This window comes from Flavobacterium procerum (genome assembly GCF_042431625.1).
Lineage (GTDB): Bacteria > Bacteroidota > Bacteroidia > Flavobacteriales > Flavobacteriaceae > Flavobacterium > Flavobacterium procerum.
In genome coordinates, this window is record NZ_JBHLYW010000009.1 from 479,440 (window position 1) to 497,998 (window position 18,559).

At 34.7% G+C, this 18,559-nt stretch carries 17 protein-coding genes; 7 read left to right on the forward strand and 10 right to left on the reverse strand.

What is annotated here, in order from left to right; genetic code table 11:
* Nucleotides 1-105 precede the first annotated feature (105 nt).
* The 4 genes from ACFFLS_RS13325 to ACFFLS_RS13340 form a co-directional block, all read right to left on the reverse strand.
* Entirely contained in the window at nt 106-936 is an 831-nt protein-coding gene (locus ACFFLS_RS13325; protein ID WP_379682073.1) for an amidohydrolase family protein, read from the reverse strand.
* 6 nt (nt 937-942) lie between these two features.
* Nucleotides 943-1,740, reverse strand: a complete 798-nt coding sequence (locus ACFFLS_RS13330; protein WP_379682074.1) for an SDR family oxidoreductase — start codon at nt 1,738-1,740, stop codon at nt 943-945.
* Between the two features lie 170 nt (nt 1,741-1,910).
* Entirely contained in the window at nt 1,911-2,924 is a 1,014-nt protein-coding gene (locus ACFFLS_RS13335) for a zinc-binding alcohol dehydrogenase family protein (protein WP_379682075.1), read from the reverse strand.
* Between the two features lie 197 nt (nt 2,925-3,121).
* Nucleotides 3,122-3,976, reverse strand: a complete 855-nt coding sequence (locus ACFFLS_RS13340) for a fumarylacetoacetate hydrolase family protein (protein WP_379682076.1) — start codon at nt 3,974-3,976, stop codon at nt 3,122-3,124.
* Nucleotides 3,977-4,377: 401 nt separating this feature from the next.
* Here ACFFLS_RS13340 and ACFFLS_RS13345 point away from each other — a divergent pair, with 401 nt between their 5' ends.
* The 7 genes from ACFFLS_RS13345 (at nt 4,378) to fucP (ending at nt 12,422) form a co-directional block, all read left to right on the forward strand.
* Nucleotides 4,378-5,526 carry an ABC transporter substrate-binding protein gene (locus ACFFLS_RS13345; RefSeq protein ID WP_379682077.1) on the forward strand — a complete coding sequence of 383 codons (1,149 nt, stop codon included), beginning with the start codon at nt 4,378-4,380 and terminating at the stop codon, nt 5,524-5,526.
* The gene (locus ACFFLS_RS13350; protein WP_379682078.1) at nt 5,523-6,665 is read left to right on the forward strand and encodes a CaiB/BaiF CoA transferase family protein; all 1,143 of its coding nucleotides are present in this window, start codon (nt 5,523-5,525) and stop codon (nt 6,663-6,665) included. The genes ACFFLS_RS13345 and ACFFLS_RS13350 overlap by 4 nt, the downstream gene beginning before the upstream one ends.
* Before the next feature lie 207 nt (nt 6,666-6,872).
* On the forward strand, nt 6,873-8,012 hold the full coding sequence (locus ACFFLS_RS13355) for a CaiB/BaiF CoA transferase family protein (RefSeq protein ID WP_379682079.1): 1,140 nt from the start codon (nt 6,873-6,875) through the stop codon (nt 8,010-8,012).
* A complete protein-coding gene (locus ACFFLS_RS13360; protein ID WP_379682080.1) occupies nt 8,012-9,238 on the forward strand; it encodes an extracellular solute-binding protein in 1,227 nt (408 codons plus the stop codon). The genes ACFFLS_RS13355 and ACFFLS_RS13360 overlap by 1 nt, the downstream gene beginning before the upstream one ends.
* Before the next feature lie 55 nt (nt 9,239-9,293).
* Entirely contained in the window at nt 9,294-10,367 is a 1,074-nt protein-coding gene (locus ACFFLS_RS13365) for a Gfo/Idh/MocA family protein (RefSeq protein ID WP_379682081.1), read from the forward strand.
* Between the two features lie 109 nt (nt 10,368-10,476).
* Nucleotides 10,477-10,920: a MaoC/PaaZ C-terminal domain-containing protein gene (locus ACFFLS_RS13370; protein ID WP_379682082.1), complete on the forward strand. Its 444-nt coding sequence runs from the start codon at nt 10,477-10,479 to the stop codon at nt 10,918-10,920.
* Nucleotides 10,921-11,117: 197 nt separating this feature from the next.
* Complete coding sequence (gene fucP, locus ACFFLS_RS13375; RefSeq protein WP_379682083.1) at nt 11,118-12,422, forward strand: L-fucose:H+ symporter permease; 1,305 nt, start codon at nt 11,118-11,120, stop codon at nt 12,420-12,422.
* 277 nt (nt 12,423-12,699) lie between these two features.
* On the opposite strand, the gene ACFFLS_RS13380 is transcribed toward fucP, so the two are convergent.
* The 6 genes from ACFFLS_RS13380 to ACFFLS_RS13405 form a co-directional block, all read right to left on the reverse strand.
* Nucleotides 12,700-13,482, reverse strand: a complete 783-nt coding sequence (locus tag ACFFLS_RS13380; protein ID WP_379682084.1) for a hypothetical protein — start codon at nt 13,480-13,482, stop codon at nt 12,700-12,702.
* Nucleotides 13,483-13,490: 8 nt separating this feature from the next.
* The gene (locus ACFFLS_RS13385) at nt 13,491-14,288 is read right to left on the reverse strand and encodes a hypothetical protein (RefSeq protein ID WP_379682085.1); all 798 of its coding nucleotides are present in this window, start codon (nt 14,286-14,288) and stop codon (nt 13,491-13,493) included.
* Complete coding sequence (locus ACFFLS_RS13390; protein WP_379682086.1) at nt 14,276-15,778, reverse strand: hypothetical protein; 1,503 nt, start codon at nt 15,776-15,778, stop codon at nt 14,276-14,278. The genes ACFFLS_RS13385 and ACFFLS_RS13390 overlap by 13 nt, the downstream gene beginning before the upstream one ends.
* Nucleotides 15,779-15,793: 15 nt before the next feature.
* Nucleotides 15,794-17,374 carry a type VI secretion system Vgr family protein gene (locus ACFFLS_RS13395; protein WP_379682087.1) on the reverse strand — a complete coding sequence of 527 codons (1,581 nt, stop codon included), beginning with the start codon at nt 17,372-17,374 and terminating at the stop codon, nt 15,794-15,796.
* Between the two features lie 69 nt (nt 17,375-17,443).
* The gene (locus ACFFLS_RS13400) at nt 17,444-17,602 is read right to left on the reverse strand and encodes a hypothetical protein (RefSeq protein ID WP_379682088.1); all 159 of its coding nucleotides are present in this window, start codon (nt 17,600-17,602) and stop codon (nt 17,444-17,446) included.
* 172 nt (nt 17,603-17,774) lie between these two features.
* Complete coding sequence (locus ACFFLS_RS13405; RefSeq protein ID WP_379682089.1) at nt 17,775-18,272, reverse strand: hypothetical protein; 498 nt, start codon at nt 18,270-18,272, stop codon at nt 17,775-17,777.
* Nucleotides 18,273-18,559: the final 287 nt, after the last annotated feature.

Here is an 18,559-nt window from a genome sequence, read left to right on the forward strand (position 1 = left end):
CTTTGTTACTCTTAGTATTTGCTGTCACTGGGCGTTGCCCGGTGTTCATGATGTGAGCCTTTCAGGCTTTTATAATCTATGAGCTAACTCATAACAATTCATGGCTTACAACTCATAAAACTCATTCGCATTTTCAAACCAAATCTTATTCTGGTCTTCAACAGAAAGCTTCGAAATATAATCTTCTAAAGTTTTTACCACTTCATTATAATCAGAAGCGACGTTTAAAACCGGCCAATCTGAACCATACATCAATTTATCTGCTGAGAAATTTTCAAAAATCACATCTAAATAAGGTTTTAGATCTTCTGCCTTCCAGTTTTTCCAATCGGCTTCTGTGACCATTCCTGAGATTTTACACCAAACATTGTCGTATTTTGCAATTTCTTCTATGCCACTTTTCCAAGAATCAATACTGCCTGATTTAATATCTGGTTTAGCAATATGATCAATCACAAACTTTTGATTTGGGAAATCTTTTACCAAACTTACTGCAGCCGGAAGCTGTCTGTGGAAAATTAAAATATCGTAAGTATAATTGAATGGCTTTAAAGCTTTGATTCCTCTTCTGAATTCCTCACCATCCATAAAATCATCGGCTTCGCCTTGAACTACATGTCTAAAACCTTTTAGTTTTTTTTGATTGGAAAAGAATTGTAAACGCTCTTCGATATTTTCATTTCTTAAATCTATCCAGCCGACAACACCTTTTATAAAATCATTTTTTGAAGCTAAATCCAATAAAAAATGTGTTTCTTCTTCAGATTGACTCGCTTGAACAGCGACACAACCTTCAAATTGATTTTCTTTTAAAATTGGCTGTAAATCTTCAGGAAGAAAATCTCTTTGAATATTCTGCATGGTTTCATCAATCCAGCTGTCTCGAACAGGATCAAATACCCAAAAATGCTGATGGGAATCTATTCTTTTACTCATAACTTTTTAATTAACATCGCTGATTAAAGCGCGGTCTAAATGTACGTAACCTCCATCCACAAAAACAAATTGTCCTGTAGTATGCGATGATTTTTCTGAAATGACAAAAAGAGCCGTATCTGCTATTTCTACTGTTTTAGTCATTCTTCCTTCAAACGGAATACTTTTGTTGATTTTCTTCAAAACAGTTTCGCCATCTGGCAATGTTTTAATCCAATCTTCGTAAGCTGGCGTATAACTTTCAGCAATTATAATGGCATTCGAACGGATTCCGTACTGAATCAAATCTACCGCCCATTCTCTTGTTAAACCTAAAACGCCACCTTTCGCAGCAGCGTAACCAGAAGTACCGCCCTGTCCGGTTAAAGCAACTTTTGAACCGATATTCAAAATATTTCCTTTTGATTCTTTCAAAAACGGAAGCGCATATTTTACCAATAAAAAGTAACTTACTACATTCAGTTTCAGAGAATCCATAAATTCCTCATAAGAAGCGTCTAATCCTGCTCCGTCGTTAACACCAACGTTGTTAATTACTGCATCAATTCTTCCGTATTTTGAAGTAATGGTTTTGACTGCATTTTCGATTTCGATAGGATCTGTAACATCAGTCTGAACAAATAATGAATCAATTCCTTTTTTCTGAAGATTTTCCGCGTAAGCGAAACCTCTTGCGTTTCTATCAACTAAAACCGGAATTGCACCTTCATCTGCCAATCTGTTGATTATAGTTTCTCCGATACTGCCCTCTTTTCCAGCCGAACCAGAAACGACAATTATTTTGTTTTTTAAGTTTAAATCCATTTTTGTGGTTATTTAAGATTCATTTTTAAACACATAGAAACATAGTTTTGGAACCGCATAAAGGCGTTTCACTTGCATTAATTCACATAGTTCTATGTGTTAGAAACTAGTTTCTTTTTATTCTCTTTCGATAAATAAAAAAATCTATGTTTCTATGTGTTTAAAAAAAATTATTCTATTTCAATCAACGCCTTAATCACATTATTCTTAGGATCAATCAAATTCCCAAAATCAGTAATCATTTCATCAAAACTCGTTCTATGTGTGATGTATTTCTTCGGATCAATTTTTCCTTCTTTCAGGCATTTCATTACATATTCGAAGTCTTCAATTGTAGCATTTCTGCTGCTCATTAAAGTCGATTCTCTTTTGTGGAAATCAGGATGACTGAAACTCAATTCTCCTTTTTGAAGTCCCACCAAAACAAATCTTCCGCCATGCGAAATATAATTGAAAGCACTATTCATTACTTTCTGATTTCCAGTCGCGTCAATTACTACATTCGCCATATCTCCATTTGTCAATTCAGCTAATTTTTGAGCAACATCATCGTTCAAAGGATTAATCGTTTCGTCTGCCTGCAATTGTTCTTTGCAGAAATTCAATCTGTAATCGTTAATGTCCATTACAATAACTTTCGCTCCGGCAATTTTAGCAAACTGAATCAAACCAATTCCGATTGGTCCAGCTCCCATTACCAAAACTTTATCTGTAGCTTTTACAGCCGCTCTTCTTACGCCGTGTGCCGCAATTGCCAAAGGTTCAACCAAAGCCAATTCATCATAATCTAAACCTTGGCCGTGCAATAAATATTGTTCTGGAATCGAAACATATTCAGCCATTCCGCCATCAATATGAACTCCGAAAACTTTAATATTTACACAGCAGTTTGTCAATCCGTTTCTGCACGCCACACATTTTCCACAATTAAAATACGGAATAAAAGTAACTTTATCTCCTGGCTTAAAACCTGCTGCATTTCCTTTTACATATTCTGCGGCCAATTCGTGGCCCAGAATTCTTGGATATTCAAAATAAGGCTGCGTTCCGCCAAAAGCGTGAATATCAGTTCCGCAGATTCCGATTCTTTTAATTTTCAATAAAACTTCACCTTCTTTAGGTTCTGGAATACTGGTTTCTTTTAGTAAAAATTCCTGCGGTTTTTCGCAAACAATATATTTCATTTTTTTGTTTTGTTTAAATTTCTAATTAGACGCGGATGATACAGATTCGCTATCGCGAAGACACGGATTAAAAGGATTTTTCATTAGTTTTCTTAAATATAAAATCCGTTTAAATCCGCGTTTTTACGAAGTAAATCTGTTTCATCCGCGTCACAATTTATAATTATTGAATTATTTAGTTCAAACAGATATTTATATTACTCTTTGTAAGCTACAGCCTTTTGCTTACTAGTTCCTAAACCTTCAATTCCAAGCTCAATAACATCACCTGCTTTAATGTAAATCGGATCTGGTTTTATTCCTAATCCAACTCCCGGAGGCGTTCCTGTACTGATAATATCGCCCGGAAGCAAGGTCATAAACTGGCTTAAATAATGCAGTAAATAAGGAATTTTGAAAACCAAATTTAAGGTATTGCTGTCTTGGTATTTTTTACCGTTTACCGTCAGCCACATTTTTAAATTGTCTACATCTACAATTTCGTCTTTTGTAGCCAAAAATGGTCCAAGAGGCGCAAAAGTATCACTTCCTTTTCCTTTTGCCCATTGGCCTCCGCGCTCTAGTTGAAATGCTCTTTCACTGTAATCATTCAACAAAGCGTATCCAGCCACATAATCTAAAGCATCAGCTTCTTCAATATAACTTGCTTTTTTGCCAACAACAAAAGCCAATTCCACTTCCCAGTCTGTTTTTTCACTGTTTTTAGGAATAATCAAATCATCGTCTGCCCCACACAAAGAAGTAGTCGATTTAAAAAAGATAATAGGTTCTGTCGGAATCGGAGCATTTGTTTCTTTACAGTGATCGATATAATTTAGACCAATACAAATAATTTTTGAAGGTCTTGCAACCGGCGAACCCAAACGTACAGAGGCATCTACTTCTGGCAAAGTTGGATTACTTTCTAATGCTTTTTGTAGTTTTTCTAAACCGTTTTCTTCAAAGAAACTTTCATTAAAATCGGTTACAATCGAAGAAACATCATATCTCTTTTCTCCAATTAAAACTCCAGGTTTCTCTTTTCCGATTTCTCCAAAACGTATTAATTTCATAATCGTATACTATTTTAAATTGTTAGTTTATTTTTTTTAATGGATGAGTTTCACCAATCATTCAATTTCAGTAGCAATTATAGCAGTTATCAATTCAAAACCTGCTACAAACGCAAGCAAAATTAATAAATGTAAAAATCACAATTACAAAAGTACTTTTTAAAAATTAATATTCGTGATATATTTTATTTTCAGCCAATGAAAATAACCATACTTTAAAAATTTATAACATTTTTTAGATGGTTTGTAAAAAATCAGTCTTAAATTTTTAACTTTATTTAAAAAAGCCCCTTATTAACACAGGGATTTCTTGTGCATTACAATCTTATTTCTACTTTTGTAATTGTATTTTTTACATTTATTATTTCTAACGACATCACAATCCAAAATTCCAATAAAAAATGATAAAATTAAAAGGCATAACCTGGAATCACACAAGAGGTTTACTTCCTATGGTTGCCACTTCACAGCGTTTTACCGAATTACACCCTGAAGTTGAAATTTCTTGGGAAAAAAGAAGCTTGCAAGAATTTGCAGATGCTTCAATAGAAGATCTTGCCAAAAGATTTGACTTGCTGGTAATTGATCATCCATGGACGGGTTTTGGAGCACAAACCAAAGCTATTCTACCATTAACCGACTTTTTATCAAACGACTACATAAAAGATCAGGAACAAAATACTGTTGGAAAATCATATGGGAGTTATGTTTTTCACAATAAATTATGGGCTCTTCCTATAGATGCTGCAACTCCAGTAGCTTCTGCCCGATTAGATATTTTAGAAAAAAACAATCTGGAAGTACCAAAAACCTACGATGATTTACTAGTATTGGCTCAAAAAGGGCTTGTTGCTTTTGCCGGAATTCCAGTTGATGTTTTGATGAGTTTTTATATGTTTTGCTGCAGTCTTGGAGAAGCGCCTTTTCTTACTGAAGAAAAAGTAATCTCTGAAACTACAGGAACAAAAGCACTACAGATGTTTAGAGAACTGGCGCAGTTGATTGATCCGGCGAACTTTAACCGAAATCCGATTCAGGTTTACGAGGCTATGGTCAATACAGACGAAATTGCCTACTGCCCTTTTGCTTATGGTTATTCTAACTATTCTCGTATTGGATACAGCCAAAAATTACTTCATTTTTACGATTTGGTAAGTTTAGAAGGAAAACCAATGATTTCATCACTTGGCGGAACCGGATTGGCAGTTTCTTCTTTTAGCGAGCATATCGGAGAAGCAATGCGCTATGCTGAATTTACAGGATCTTCTCAAGTACAGCAAAATATATACACCGATAACGGAGGTCAGCCGGGACACTTACAGGCATGGAAAAATGAGCGATTGAATGAGCTGACACACGATTATTTTACCAATACATTACCTGCTTTACAACGAGCATTTTTGCGTCCGCGTTATTACGGTCATATGTATTTCCAAGATCACGCAGGAGATGTAGTTCGTAATTATTTGATTTACGGCGGTGACGAACAGAAAGTTTTAGACGAAATGAATTCGCTTTACGCAGAATCTCTAAAAATTCAGACGGTATGAGGCCTTTAGAAGGATTAATTGTTCTTGAATTCTGTCAGTTTTTGGCAGGGCCTTCAGCTGGATTAAAACTGGCTGATTTGGGTGCACGTGTTATTAAAATTGAGCGTCCTGTAAAAGGCGAAGCCTGCAGACAATTGAGTATTAAAGATTTGTTTGTAGACGACAGCAGTTTGCTTTTTCATACCATTAACAGAAATAAAGAATCTTTTGCAGCCGATTTAAAAAATCCTGACGATTTGGTTTTGATAAAAAAACTAATCGAAAAGGCTGATATTATGACGCATAATTTCAGACCTGGAGTAATGGAAAAAATCGGTTTAGATTTTGAAAATACTTTGGATATTAATCCGAAGCTTATTTACGGAACGATTACAGGTTATGGAAATGATGGTCCGTGGGCAAAAAAACCAGGACAGGATTTATTGTTGCAATCGCTTTCTGGATTAAGCTGGCTGAGCGGACGTAAAAGTCAAGGCCCGGTCCCTTTTGGTTTGGCTGTAGCCGATTTAATGTGTGGGAATCATTTTGTACAGGGAATTTTAGCGGCACTTTTAAAAAGAGCTAAAACTAAAAAAGGCGTTTTGGTTGAAGTCAGCTTGTTGGAATCTATTTTGGATGTACAATTTGAGGCCATTACTTCTTTCTTAAACGATGGCGGTCAACAGCCAGAAAGAGGCGATATTAAAGGAAGTGCGCATGCTTTTTTAAGCGCTCCTTATGGCGTTTACCCAACTCAGGACGGCTATTTATCGCTGGCAATGGGCGATTTGATTTTCATTGGAAAAACCTTAGGATTGGATTTAAACGCTTACGCGGATAAACATCTTTGGTTTGAAAAAAGAGATGAAATCAGAACGATTTTAAGTGAAAAAATTCAAACCCAAACTTCTGATTATTGGATCGAAATCCTGCAAAAAGAAGGCATTTGGTGCGGAAAAGTTTTCAATTACGAAGAATTAGACAGTCAGCCTTTTGTCAATGAATTACAGCTGAAACAAACTGTGAAAAATACCGAAGGCGAAACGATGGTAACCACCAGAAGCCCTATTCAATTGGATGGTGAGATTTTAAAAAGCGAAAAAGCAGCACCAAAAGTAGGTCAAGATAATTTAGCAATACATCAAGAGTTTATTCAATAATCAGCTAAAATCTATTATTCATCAGCTTAGATTTAAATCTGTCTAATCTGCTTTAATCTGTGTAAATCTGCGTGAAAAAATCTATACGCAAAAAAGTATTTCACGCAGATTTAAAAAGATTTGAGCAGATTAAATTAGATTTTTAATTATTGAATAAAACGATTCAACAAACAAACAAACAAACAAACCAAAACGGTTAAACATAACATGAAACCATTAGAAGATTATTTAATTGTAGATTTCAGTCAGTTTCTTTCGGGGCCTTCAGCCAGTTTACGATTGGCTGATTTGGGAGCACGCGTTATAAAAATTGAAAAACCAGGAACAGGAGACATCTGTCGCACTTTATATACTTCTGATTTGATTATGAACGGCGAATCGTCTGTTTTTCATACCATCAACAGAAACAAAGAATCTTTTGCAATTGATTTTAAACAGCCAGAAGAACTTCAAAAACTAAAAAAGTTATTAGCCAAAGCCGATGTTGTCATGCATAATTTCAGACCCGGAGTTATGGAGCGCATTGGTTTGAGTTATGAAGATGTAAAAAATATTAATTCAAATGTGATTTACGGTTCGATTTCTGGTTTTGGAGAACATCCAGACTTGAAAGATTTACCAGGACAGGATTTGCTTTTGCAATCTTTAACGGCTTTAACTTGGTTAAGCGGTAACCAAGAAGATGGTCCAGTCCCAATGGGATTATCGATTGTAGATATGCTCGCCGGAGCCCATTTGGCACAAGGAATTTTGGCTGCTTTATACAGAAAAACAACTCATAATATGGGTGCACAAGTTCAGGTAAGCATGCTTGAATCTGCGTTTGATTTTCAGTTTGAAACCATTACAACTTATTTTAATGATGGTGGTGAATTGCCTGTTCGAACCAAAACCAACAACGCCCACGCTTATTTAGGCGCACCATACGGAATTTACAAAACCAAAAATGGTTATTTAGCCTTGGCAATGGGATCAATTCCTGTTTTGGCTTCTTTATTAAAATGCGATGCTTTACTTGCTTTTCCTGAAAATAAATTTACGCTTAGAGACGAAATCAAAAACATTTTAGCTGAGCATTTGCAAACGCAGGAAACACAATTTTGGCTAGATATTTTAGAACCAGCAGATATTTGGTGTGCAGGGGTTTTAAATTATCAGCAATTATTTGCAGAAGATGGATTTAAGGTTTTGAATTTTACCCAACAAGTTGAAATGCTTGATGGATACTCTTATAAAACAACACGTTGTCCGATAAAAATTGATGGTGAATATCTGACTTCTGGAAAAGGTTCTCCGAAACTAGGTCAAGACAACGAAAAAATTATTAAAGAATTTATAGACTGCTGATGGAAAAATTTAGAATCGCTGTTCGAAAATTTGATCCTTTCGAAAGTACGCTGCAAAAACTCTGGGATACCTTCTGTCTTCAAAATAATATTGAAATAGAAGCAGAAATGATTCCATACGAACTGCATAATCTGTATGTGGAAACTATAGCTAAAAAAGGATTAGAAAACGGAAATTGGGATATTGCACACTTAAATACAGACTGGATTTTTGATGCTGCAAATGAAAAAGCGGTTTTGGATTTAACTTCTTTTATTACTGAAAATCCGCCTGAAAATTATCCTGATGGCTGGCATAATTCACTATTACATTTACAGCAAATCGACAATGGAACTTATGGACTACCTTTTCATGACGGTCCAGAATGTCTTATTTTCAGAAAAGATTTATTTGAAAATCCTTTAGAAAAAGAAAACTTTAAAAAACAGTTTGGCTATGAACTTCATCCGCCAGAAAACTGGGAAGAGTTCTCACAAATTGCTTCTTTTTTTAACCGCCCCGAAGAAAATCTTTATGGTGCTGTATTTGCCAATTTTCCAGACGGACACAATATGGTTTTCGATTTCTGCTTGCAACTGTGGACAAGAGGCGGTTCTTTGTTAAATGAACACAATCAAATTAATATTAATCATATTGAAGCAGTACAAGCTTTAGATTTTTATCGAAACATCGTCAATAATGACAATGCGGTTCATCCAAAATCTAAAAAATTCGGCTCTGTAGAAGCTGGTTTGGCTTTCGCCGAAGGGCAAGCCGCAATGGCAATTAACTGGTTCGGATTTGCTTCAATGTGCGAAGTGATTGATGAATCAAAAGTAAAAGGAAAAGTTGATATTGCGGCTCTGCCACATGATCCAAATCATAAAACGGCTTCATTAAACGTGTATTGGCTTTACACAATAGGTTCTGGCAGTAAACATCAAAAACTGGCTTATGATTTTTTGAGATTTGCTACAACTGCAGAAAGCGACAAATTGTTGACCACAGAAGGCGGTATCGGATGCCGAAAATCGACTTGGAAAGACGACGAAATCAATAAGCTTATTCCCTATTATCATAAATTGGAAATGCTGCACGAAAATGCTTTGACATTACCACAGACACCAATTTGGCCAAAAGTTGCAGAATTGATTGACCAAATGGTATTGAAAGCGATTGAAACGGATATTTCTACTGAAAAACTTTTGCAGGAAACACAAAAAGCGATTCAAAAATTACAGAACTAATAACTTTATCAATCTTTAAATATTGATAAAGATTACAAATCAAAACAACATAAAAATGAATATTCCATATAAACCTTTATTGCCCGAAACAGAACAGCCAATCGTAATTATTGGCGCTAGTGGCATTGTAAAAGACGCGCATCTTCCGGCTTACGAAATGGCTGGATTCAAGGTTTTTGGCATCACCAACAGAACCATTTCTAAAGCATACGATTTACAGAAGCAATTCAAAATTGATCATGTTTTTGAAAATGTTGCCGAAGCTGTTAAAAATGCTCCATCAAATGCAGTTTATGATATTACGGTTTTGCCTGATCAATACATCGAAATTTTAGAGCAGTTGCCAGACGGCGCAGCAGTTCTGATTCAGAAACCAATGGGTAATGATTTGGCTCAGGCACGAGAAATTGTGGAAGTCTGCGAAAGAAAAAAACTTGTTGCTGCAATCAATTTCCAGCTTCGTTTTTCTTCGTTTGTAAGTGCTGCACGTTACTTAATGACAGAAGGCATTATCGGCGATTTGTATGATTTGGAATTTAAAGTTACTGTAAATACGCCATGGGAATTGTTTCCATTAATTAAAGAACATCCGAGATTGGAAATACTTTTTCACAGTGTTCATTACATTGATTGTATTCGTTCTTTTCTGGGAAATCCGAAAAGCGTAATGGCAAAAACAGCAAGCCATCCGCTTAAGAAATTATCATCAAGTCGATCTACGATTATTTTAGATTATGGCGAAAATATGCATGTTGTAATCAATACAAATCACGATCATCATTTTGGTCCGAAACACGAAGAAAGTTATATAAAATGGGAAGGAACAAAAGGTGCTATTAAAGCAAAAATGGGATTGTTGATGAACTATCCTGACGGTTTACCAGATGTTTTTGAATATGCGCTGCCAAAAAAAGATAATGAAAATGAGTATGAATGGACCGAAGTAAAACTTGAAGGCTCATGGTTTCCGGAAGCTTTTATTGGCGCAATGTCAAACCTGATGCGCTTTAAAGAAGGTTCTGATGAGAAATTATCTGCCAGTGTTCAGGATGTTTTAGGAACTATGAGGGTTGTGGAAGCTTGCTACGAGAGCAGTAAAAATGGCGGAATTTCTTTTGATGAAGTGTAATTAAAACACTATATTTCAAAACCAAAAAAAAACAAATTTCAGTCCGTCTCAAAATAAAAGTCTTTTAACATTTATTTGAAGAGCCAGACCGATAAAAAATATCTAGAATATGTATTTTAAATCCACTTTTTTCGAAGATTATACAATCAACGACAAACGAGTAACATTAGGCAGAACAATAACAGAAACTGATTTCGTAGTTCACGCCGGACACACTGGGGATTTCTTCCCGCACCACATGGACGAAGAATGGTGTAAAACACAACCTTTCGGACAAAGAATCGCACACGGAACCATGGTTTTCAGCATCGGAATCGGCTTAACGGCATCAGAGATAAATCCAGAAGCTTTTTCAAGAGGTTACGATAAAATGCGTTTTGTAAAACCTGTACATATTGGCGATACCATTCACTCAGAAATCACAATTTCTGAAAAAGGAGAAGCCAAAAACCCTGAAATGGGAACTGTGACCGAACACGTAGAAATCATTAACCAACGTGGTGAAGTCGTTTTGGTTTGTGATCATTTACTTTTAGTCAAAAAGAGATACTAAGACTCTAAGCTGCTAAGATTTTTTTTACAATCTTTGGCTTAAACACTTTGCGTCTTAGCGACTCTGCGAGATTACTTTTAAAGTATTCTTTTTTTAGTCTCGCAAAGTCGCAAAGAAAAAATGAAAATACTTTGAGTCTTAGCGCCTTCGTGGCAAAACAAAAAACTCCAAAAAATAACAAAAAAACTATCAACACAATGCAAATTACAAACCAAGCCGGTGATCAACACAAAGTGCCGACAGAAGGCGGAAAAGGAAATCAGTATCTTTTGCCGTTTATTTTAGTTACATGCCTATTTTTCCTGTGGGGAATGGCTCATAACCTTGATTCTGTATTAATTCCGCACCTGAAAAAAGCGTGTGAATTAAATAATAGACAATCTACGCTAATCGACACTTCTGTGTTTTTTGCCTATTTTATTATGGCAATTCCTGCTGGAATGCTGATTAAAAGATTTGGATATAAAAACAGTATTATAACGGGATTACTAGTTTTTGCCGTCGGAGCATTTTTATTTGTGCCTGCTGCCAATACCAGAACTTATGAATTATTTTTATTTGCGCTTTTTGTAATTGGCTGTGGTTTAACAATTTTAGAGACAAGTGCAAACCCATACGCGGCGATTTTAGGGCCTGCAGAATCTTCATCAAAAAGATTGAATTTAGCAGCTTCTTTTAATGGTTTAGCTGCAATGGTTGCGCCAATTGTAGGGTCTTTGTTTATACTATCGGGAACCAATCATACACCAGAAGAAATGGCTGCAATGCCAGAAGCTGAAAAAGCTGCCTATTTATTGGGCGAAGCCGCTTCTGTAAAAATGCCATATATTGTTTTGGGAAGCATCTTGGTTTTGGTTGCTATTATATTCTACTTCGTTCAATTGCCTTCAATGAAAGCAACTCACGCAGAAGCAGAAATTAAACCTGGATTTTTCTCTGTTTTAAAATTCAGACATTTAAGCTGGGGCGTTATCGCTCAGTTTTTCTATGTTGGTGCGCAAGTTTGTATCACAAGCTTCTTTATTCGTATTGCACAACAAGGCGCTGGATTAGACGAAAAAACAGCAGGATATTATTTAGGAATCTATGGTTTCCTTTTTATGGCGGGACGTTTTATTGGGACTTTCTTTTTACGTTTTGTAAAAGATTATGTTCTACTTTCTATCTACTGTGTAATGAGTGCTATTCTTTGTTTAGTAGCTATTTACGGATCTGGAATTGTAGTGATTTACGCTCTTGGCGGAATCGGGTTCTTCATGTCGATTATGTTTCCAACTATTTTCTCTTTAGGAATCAAAGGATTAAAATCAAACACTGAAACGGGTTCTTCATGGTTGGTAATGTCGATTGTTGGTGGCGCTATTATTCCTTACGGAATGGGAACTTTAATCGATATGAATCATGATGATATTCAGTCGGGATATATTATTCCATTAGTTTGTTTCTTGATTATTCTTTCTTTTGGAGCTATCGGACATAAAGTAAAAACGGTTTCGGAATAAGAAATTTTAAATATATAATTGAAAAGGCTTTCTCAAAAAAATGAGAAAGTCTTTTTTTTATAATTAAAACCTAATTGCTTAGGAGAAGATAAATGTTTATAGACATAAAGCTCCAACGGAGCGACATAAATATTGTAATAATACGTTTCCCCCGCTAACATTCCGCACCCTGTTATTTTCAACTGCACTTAATACACCTTGTTTATTAGAAGCTCTGTCTAATTTAAAAACAGTAAAACTATATTTTTAATCATTGTCATCTCAGGTCTATCTTTTTTTATCCCCTTGTTTTTTTATACACTTCTTTTTCATGAGCGTCCCATTCGTTTCGTGTATAATCTTTACCCTCAAAAGTTAACAAATACTCGTCTGGTATTTCTTGATTGTCTAGCTTTCTTTGATATTCATCAAAAGGCATTCTTCCTTCGCGTCTGTAATAGAAAGTTTTATATAATAATTTGCCAGTTGTACCATCAATTAAATAGTATCTTCTTTTATATTCATTTTCTTCGCATACCAATCTTACCTCATAAAAAACTCTGCCTTTAAATTTTTTATCTTCGGGTTTACGTCTTAATACCCAATTTCCTAATGTGAAATCTTCTAAATCGACATGGTATTCTTTCTTAAATTTTTTTATCAATTTTTTTATCGAAAATTTATAGAGTCTATCATTATCAATTTCTTTAATAAGCTTCCCATTTTCATCGTAGTATTTGTCAATTTCAATTGAAATTTGATAAAAATAAATTCCTTCTGCAAATAATCTTTTTGTACTGTTTGAAAAAGCTTTAACTAACTTGTATGGATACTTTATATTGCTTTCAGTTGTTTTAATTGATTTATCTGAAAAATTTATCTCTACTCTTTCATTCTCTCTCTTCAGGAATTTATCATTCTCATACAAAGTATAAGTACTGTCTGTTTCCCAATCCTTATATTTATCTATATCAAAATATTCTTTGGTTTCCTTTTTTGCTGTTGTTTTCTTTTTTTTTGTTTGTGCAATTGTATTGTTGCCCAAGCTTAAAAATAAAAACAGTACAATGATGTTTTTCATGATTGTCATTATGGATCTGTAATTTTCTTGGTTCCTTTGTATTTTTTATAAAATGCACGTTCATAAGCATCCCATTCGTTTCTTGTATAATCTTTGCCCTTAAAGGTTAATAAATATTTATCTGGTATTTCGCGATTGTCTAGCTTTATTTGATATTCATAAAAAGGGCTTCTTCCTTCACGTCTATAATAAAAGGTTTTATACAATAATTTGCCAGTGGTGCCATCTATCAAATAATATCTTGTTTTATTTTTGTTTTCTTCACTCACTAGTCCTACCCCGTAAAAGGCCTTGCCTTTAAGCTCTTCTGATTCAAATCTCTCTACATAATTTTCTAATTTGAAATCTTCTAAATCGACATGATATTCTTTTTTAAATTTTTGAATCAATTTTTGTACAGAAAACTTATAAAGTTTGTCATTATTCATTTCCTTAATAAGTTTTCCGTTTTCATCGTAGTCTTTATCAATTCCAATTGGAAACTGATAAAAATAGATTGCTTCTCCAAATAATCTTTTTGTACTATTTGAGAAAACTTTAACGAATTCGTATGGAGAGTTTATATTTTTTAAACTTAGCTTAATTGCATCTTCTGAAAAATCTATCTCTACTCTTTCAGAGCCTCTTTTTAAAAATTTATAATTTTCTTTCGTAGAATGATCATTATCAATTTCCCAGTCTTTATACTTTTCTATATCAAAATATTCTTTGTTCTCTTTTTTTACTGTTGATGTTGTCTTTTTTTTGGTTTGAGCAAAAATATTGTTCAGACTTAAAAACAAAAACAGTAAGATTATATTTCGCATAATTTTTTAATATTAGGATTAATAATTTCCCACTGCCATTTCCATGAAGAAAAAGCATCGTTGTCTATATACGCCATAACATTATTTGTAGCATAGTGTGACATAAATTCACCAGAAGGATAAGTGTATTTGCAGCTGCTATATATAATTGCTTCCTTGCTAGGATGATGGATGTGTCTTAAACCTAAACCGTGCATAGTCTCATGACATAATGTACAATTATCTTTTTTACTTGTCGTAAGCATAATAACATTCCGTACCCAAATTTTTTCAACTGCTCCCACAACAGCACTTTCGTTAGAAGCTATTCCAAATTTAAAAATAGTAAAATACTCCTCATATTTTAAATTTAGCTTAATCCCTTTATCATCTTTCTCATCAAAAAATAGGGTGGTGCAATCTTTATATACATTTAAATATTTTTGTAGTTCGTTTTCATTATCACGGTAAAAAAGCTTTACATTTTTGTCTATTATATTTATATGTTTACCTCCAATCTGAAAATCTGCATTTTTTCTTAAATCTAAGATCGTTTCTTCAACAACAGGAACAATCAATGCCTGATACAATGTTTTATATAAATATTGTTTTTCTTCTAGGGAAAACTCTCCATTTTTTTCTCCTTTTTTTAATTTTTTTCCAACGTCCGTTTTTACTTCTACCAGCACAATTTTTTCTTCTTTGCGTACTGTACTGTCATTTTTAAGCACTATTATTTTTCCTGCCAGTTTTTTGTCTGTGTTACTTTTATCTTTTGGATAGGCATAAATACAAATTTCCTTATATTGGTCAAGGTCTTTCAGGCATTTTATTTTTATGGTTTTTTCTGCAGGCTTAAGCCCCATATTCTTTTTGCTTTCTGCGAGCTGGTCGTAACTGAGTTGAAAAAAATCACGATTATAGTCAAATTCCAGTTTTTCCAGATCTTCGTCTATGTACAAAAGCATTCTTAGCTCTGCTTCAAAACAAGGCTTCACAAGCATTTCTGGCATTTTTTTTGACAGAGCCTCGACAAACTGCTCAGAAAACAAGGTTAAATAAGGCACATAATATTTTTCAGGAATACCAGAATTGGTTTCTGCCACCTCCTTCTCTTTTAAACTAATATCTATGCTCTTGTATTCTGTTTTTAACTGTTCATAAGCTTCTTCTTTGTTTAGATTATTTACTCCATCTTTATAACCGCCTTCTATTATGTCTTTATACGGAGGCTCAAGATTATAGCCATTGTCTTTTTCCCTAAGCCAGTCAAATCCGTATTCTCCCTTCCATTCTTTTTCTAAAGGACGAAAATAAACTACTGCAAGTGCTATAGGTTCTTCAAGAAAAACTGCTTTTTTTGGGGGCTGTTCAGGCTCTCCATAGGTATAATTCTTGGCATAATAATCAATACTCCCTCCCGAATTAATTTTAATACTGTTTCCAAAAATCTTGGAAGTTCCTCCTGTAACTTCAGTAATTTTTCCTTTTACTATTCTTGTTCTTGACATAATTTTTCAAAGTTTTTAATTTTGTGTAGTATCTTCGGTGCTGTTGTTTTGGATGTCATTTTTTGAATGAAACTCAACATTTTTTTCACTTTGAGAAACAACATCAGAATGTCCGATTGTATGTCTGTCCTGTTTAGCTTCAGAATGATAATCCCCATCTATTTGTTCATGGAAGCCACCAATTACATAAAGTATTTTGTCTCCTCCAACACTTGTATTCATAACCCCGCCAACGTTCGTTGATTTGTTGATAGTTGCCGTTTCAGAAATATTTGTTCCCGCTTTTAGCGTAATACTTTCACTAGCCTCAAAAACAATATTTTTGGCTCGTATGGTTACTGTCTCCGGCGATGTAGCATTTATATTTTTGTTCTCTTCATCCAGATGAATCTCATTCCCGCTTGGGTCAGAAAGCCAGATGCCCACTTTTTCAATAAACTTGAGCAGCATTCCAAATCGAAGCTTCCAGCCTTTTATCATATTCTTCGGGTCAAAAAAATCAGGTTTTTCTTTTCCGTTGTAATACGTTCCCGATACATACGGGCATTCGGCATTGCCTCCCTGAAAACTGACCTGCACTTCTTCTCCAATTTCGGGTCTGAAGTAACCGCCCTTTCCTGATCCCGCATATAGCTGTGTTACGCGCATCCATTCGCTCTCATTTCCCCAGCCATTCCAGTAATATTGCACTTTAACGCGTCCTAGGCCTTCCGGGTCATTGTTGTCGGTTACTTTGGCAGGCTGGGCTTCGGCAGAAGCAAAGACATTTACATTGGTATAATGTGGTGCAGCAACATCAGATGGAATAGCTTTGAATTCACATTTGTAATTGCCATTTACCTCAGAATGGTGAATGACTTCTACAGCTATCAGGCTATGTTCGACCGTTTTGTTTAGAATGCTAAAAACCTGCCCGACGCCAATCGGAAAATAGGATACGCCGCTGTAAAAAACGCAATTGGCATTATGTGCCGAGGTCTGCAGTTTGACCATTTCATCGATTTCTTCTTTGTTCTGCGCATTATTGGTATAAGTTCCTACACTTAATTCCTTTGTGGTTACAGCTGGCTGATTCCAGACCATTGAGGAGGTAAATCTGTCTCGGCTTCCGTTATCATTAACCAATGCCGCATTGCGAATATTTGATGCCGTGAGGTAATCATAGCCTCCAAACGAACTTTTGTGCGAAAACAGATTGGTTTCTATCGTAAACTCATGCAACGATGAACCATTGATCAGTTTGATATTGGTGGCCTTGGTTTCTCCAAACTGCATTCGCATTCCGTCAAAGTAAAACCACTGCCCATAGCGTTGAGAAAGACGTTTCAAGAAATTAAAGCTTGTTTCGTTATACTGCGGCTTAAAAGAAAAACTTTTGGCATAAGTCGGCTTGATGGCCTGTCTCTGATAAAATTCATCGGATTGGGTTTCACCAAATATTTCAAGCGCAATCTGTTCCAGGTTTTTATTGAGAAAAATTCTTGATTTAGGACCGTCTTCTAGAAAAACTGTATGACTGATTCCATAAACATGAAGGCCAGCCGGGCTTCCATGGCGATCAATTGATTTGAGTCCACGAACAATACCTTTGGACATTAACTTAATTCCGTTGACCTGAAAAGTAAAAATGACTTCACTCCCTATGTATTTTGAAATAGCATCAGCCTATTTTTTGGGATCAATTACAGCTTCTGCGGTGTGTTGCCAAGTAAAAGAAAAATAATGGTGGTCTGCCATTGACTGAGTCAGCTTTAAATCATAGTAAACAATGTTTTTTTTGAAAGTGCTGATAGAAATGTGAACTTGGTCTGAAAATTTACTCATAACTTAAAGTTTTTAGTTAATTACAATTGTTTTAAATTTAGAATTAGCAAAACAGTAATAAAGACACTAAAAGATATAATTATGACAGAATAAGACTTTTAACTAAAAATCATAATGTTGTAAATAAAAAACGCCTCCGAATTGGAGGCGTTTTCTTTAGTCATGTTAAGAATTAACGGTGTTTGCCGTTATAATCGTGGTCTTTGCTTGACTGTTGTTTGGAGTTATTTTTACCTTTATTTTTTTCTGTATTTTCAGATTTTTTTTGTCCTTTTCCATTGTCATTTTTTTCTGGTCTTTCTCCTCTATTCTTTTGAGGTTCTCCTTTATAACCTTTTGGATAAGCTTTTCTGTGTTTTGTATGATAATTATAAGGTGAATTTCCTTTATAATCTGTCAAAACTACTTTGTAGCCTGAATACAAATCATATCTTCTATATTTCGATGGAAGGTTTTTATCACCAGTCCATTTTCCAGCGTTATTGTAAATAAACAAACTTTGATCAATATCATAATATACATCAATATCTGGCAGATAATAATATCTACTATCATCGTAGCCTTGTGGTCCCCAATTTGGCGGTGTTCCAATGTTTACATTAATGGTCACTTGCGCTTGGGCAAAAAATACACTCATAAAGAGTACGGAGGCGAATACTAATTTTTTCATGATCTTTAATTTTAAATATTAATTTTAGTAGATATGAATCTAAAGTAGTGCCATTATTTAACGCAGTCGCATTCATTATACAAAACCTCAAAACTAATCGACGAACAGCACTTTCCAACCGACATGGATTTAAAAAAAAATGCCTCATTTATGAGGCATTTTTAAATCATGTTTTTATTTCAATTAAGCGATTATTAAAACAATTATAATAATAGTGGAACTTATATAATAGGCTTTTAATTATTTTAACTGTTTCAAAGGTATAGCCAATTATTTAATAGTAATCA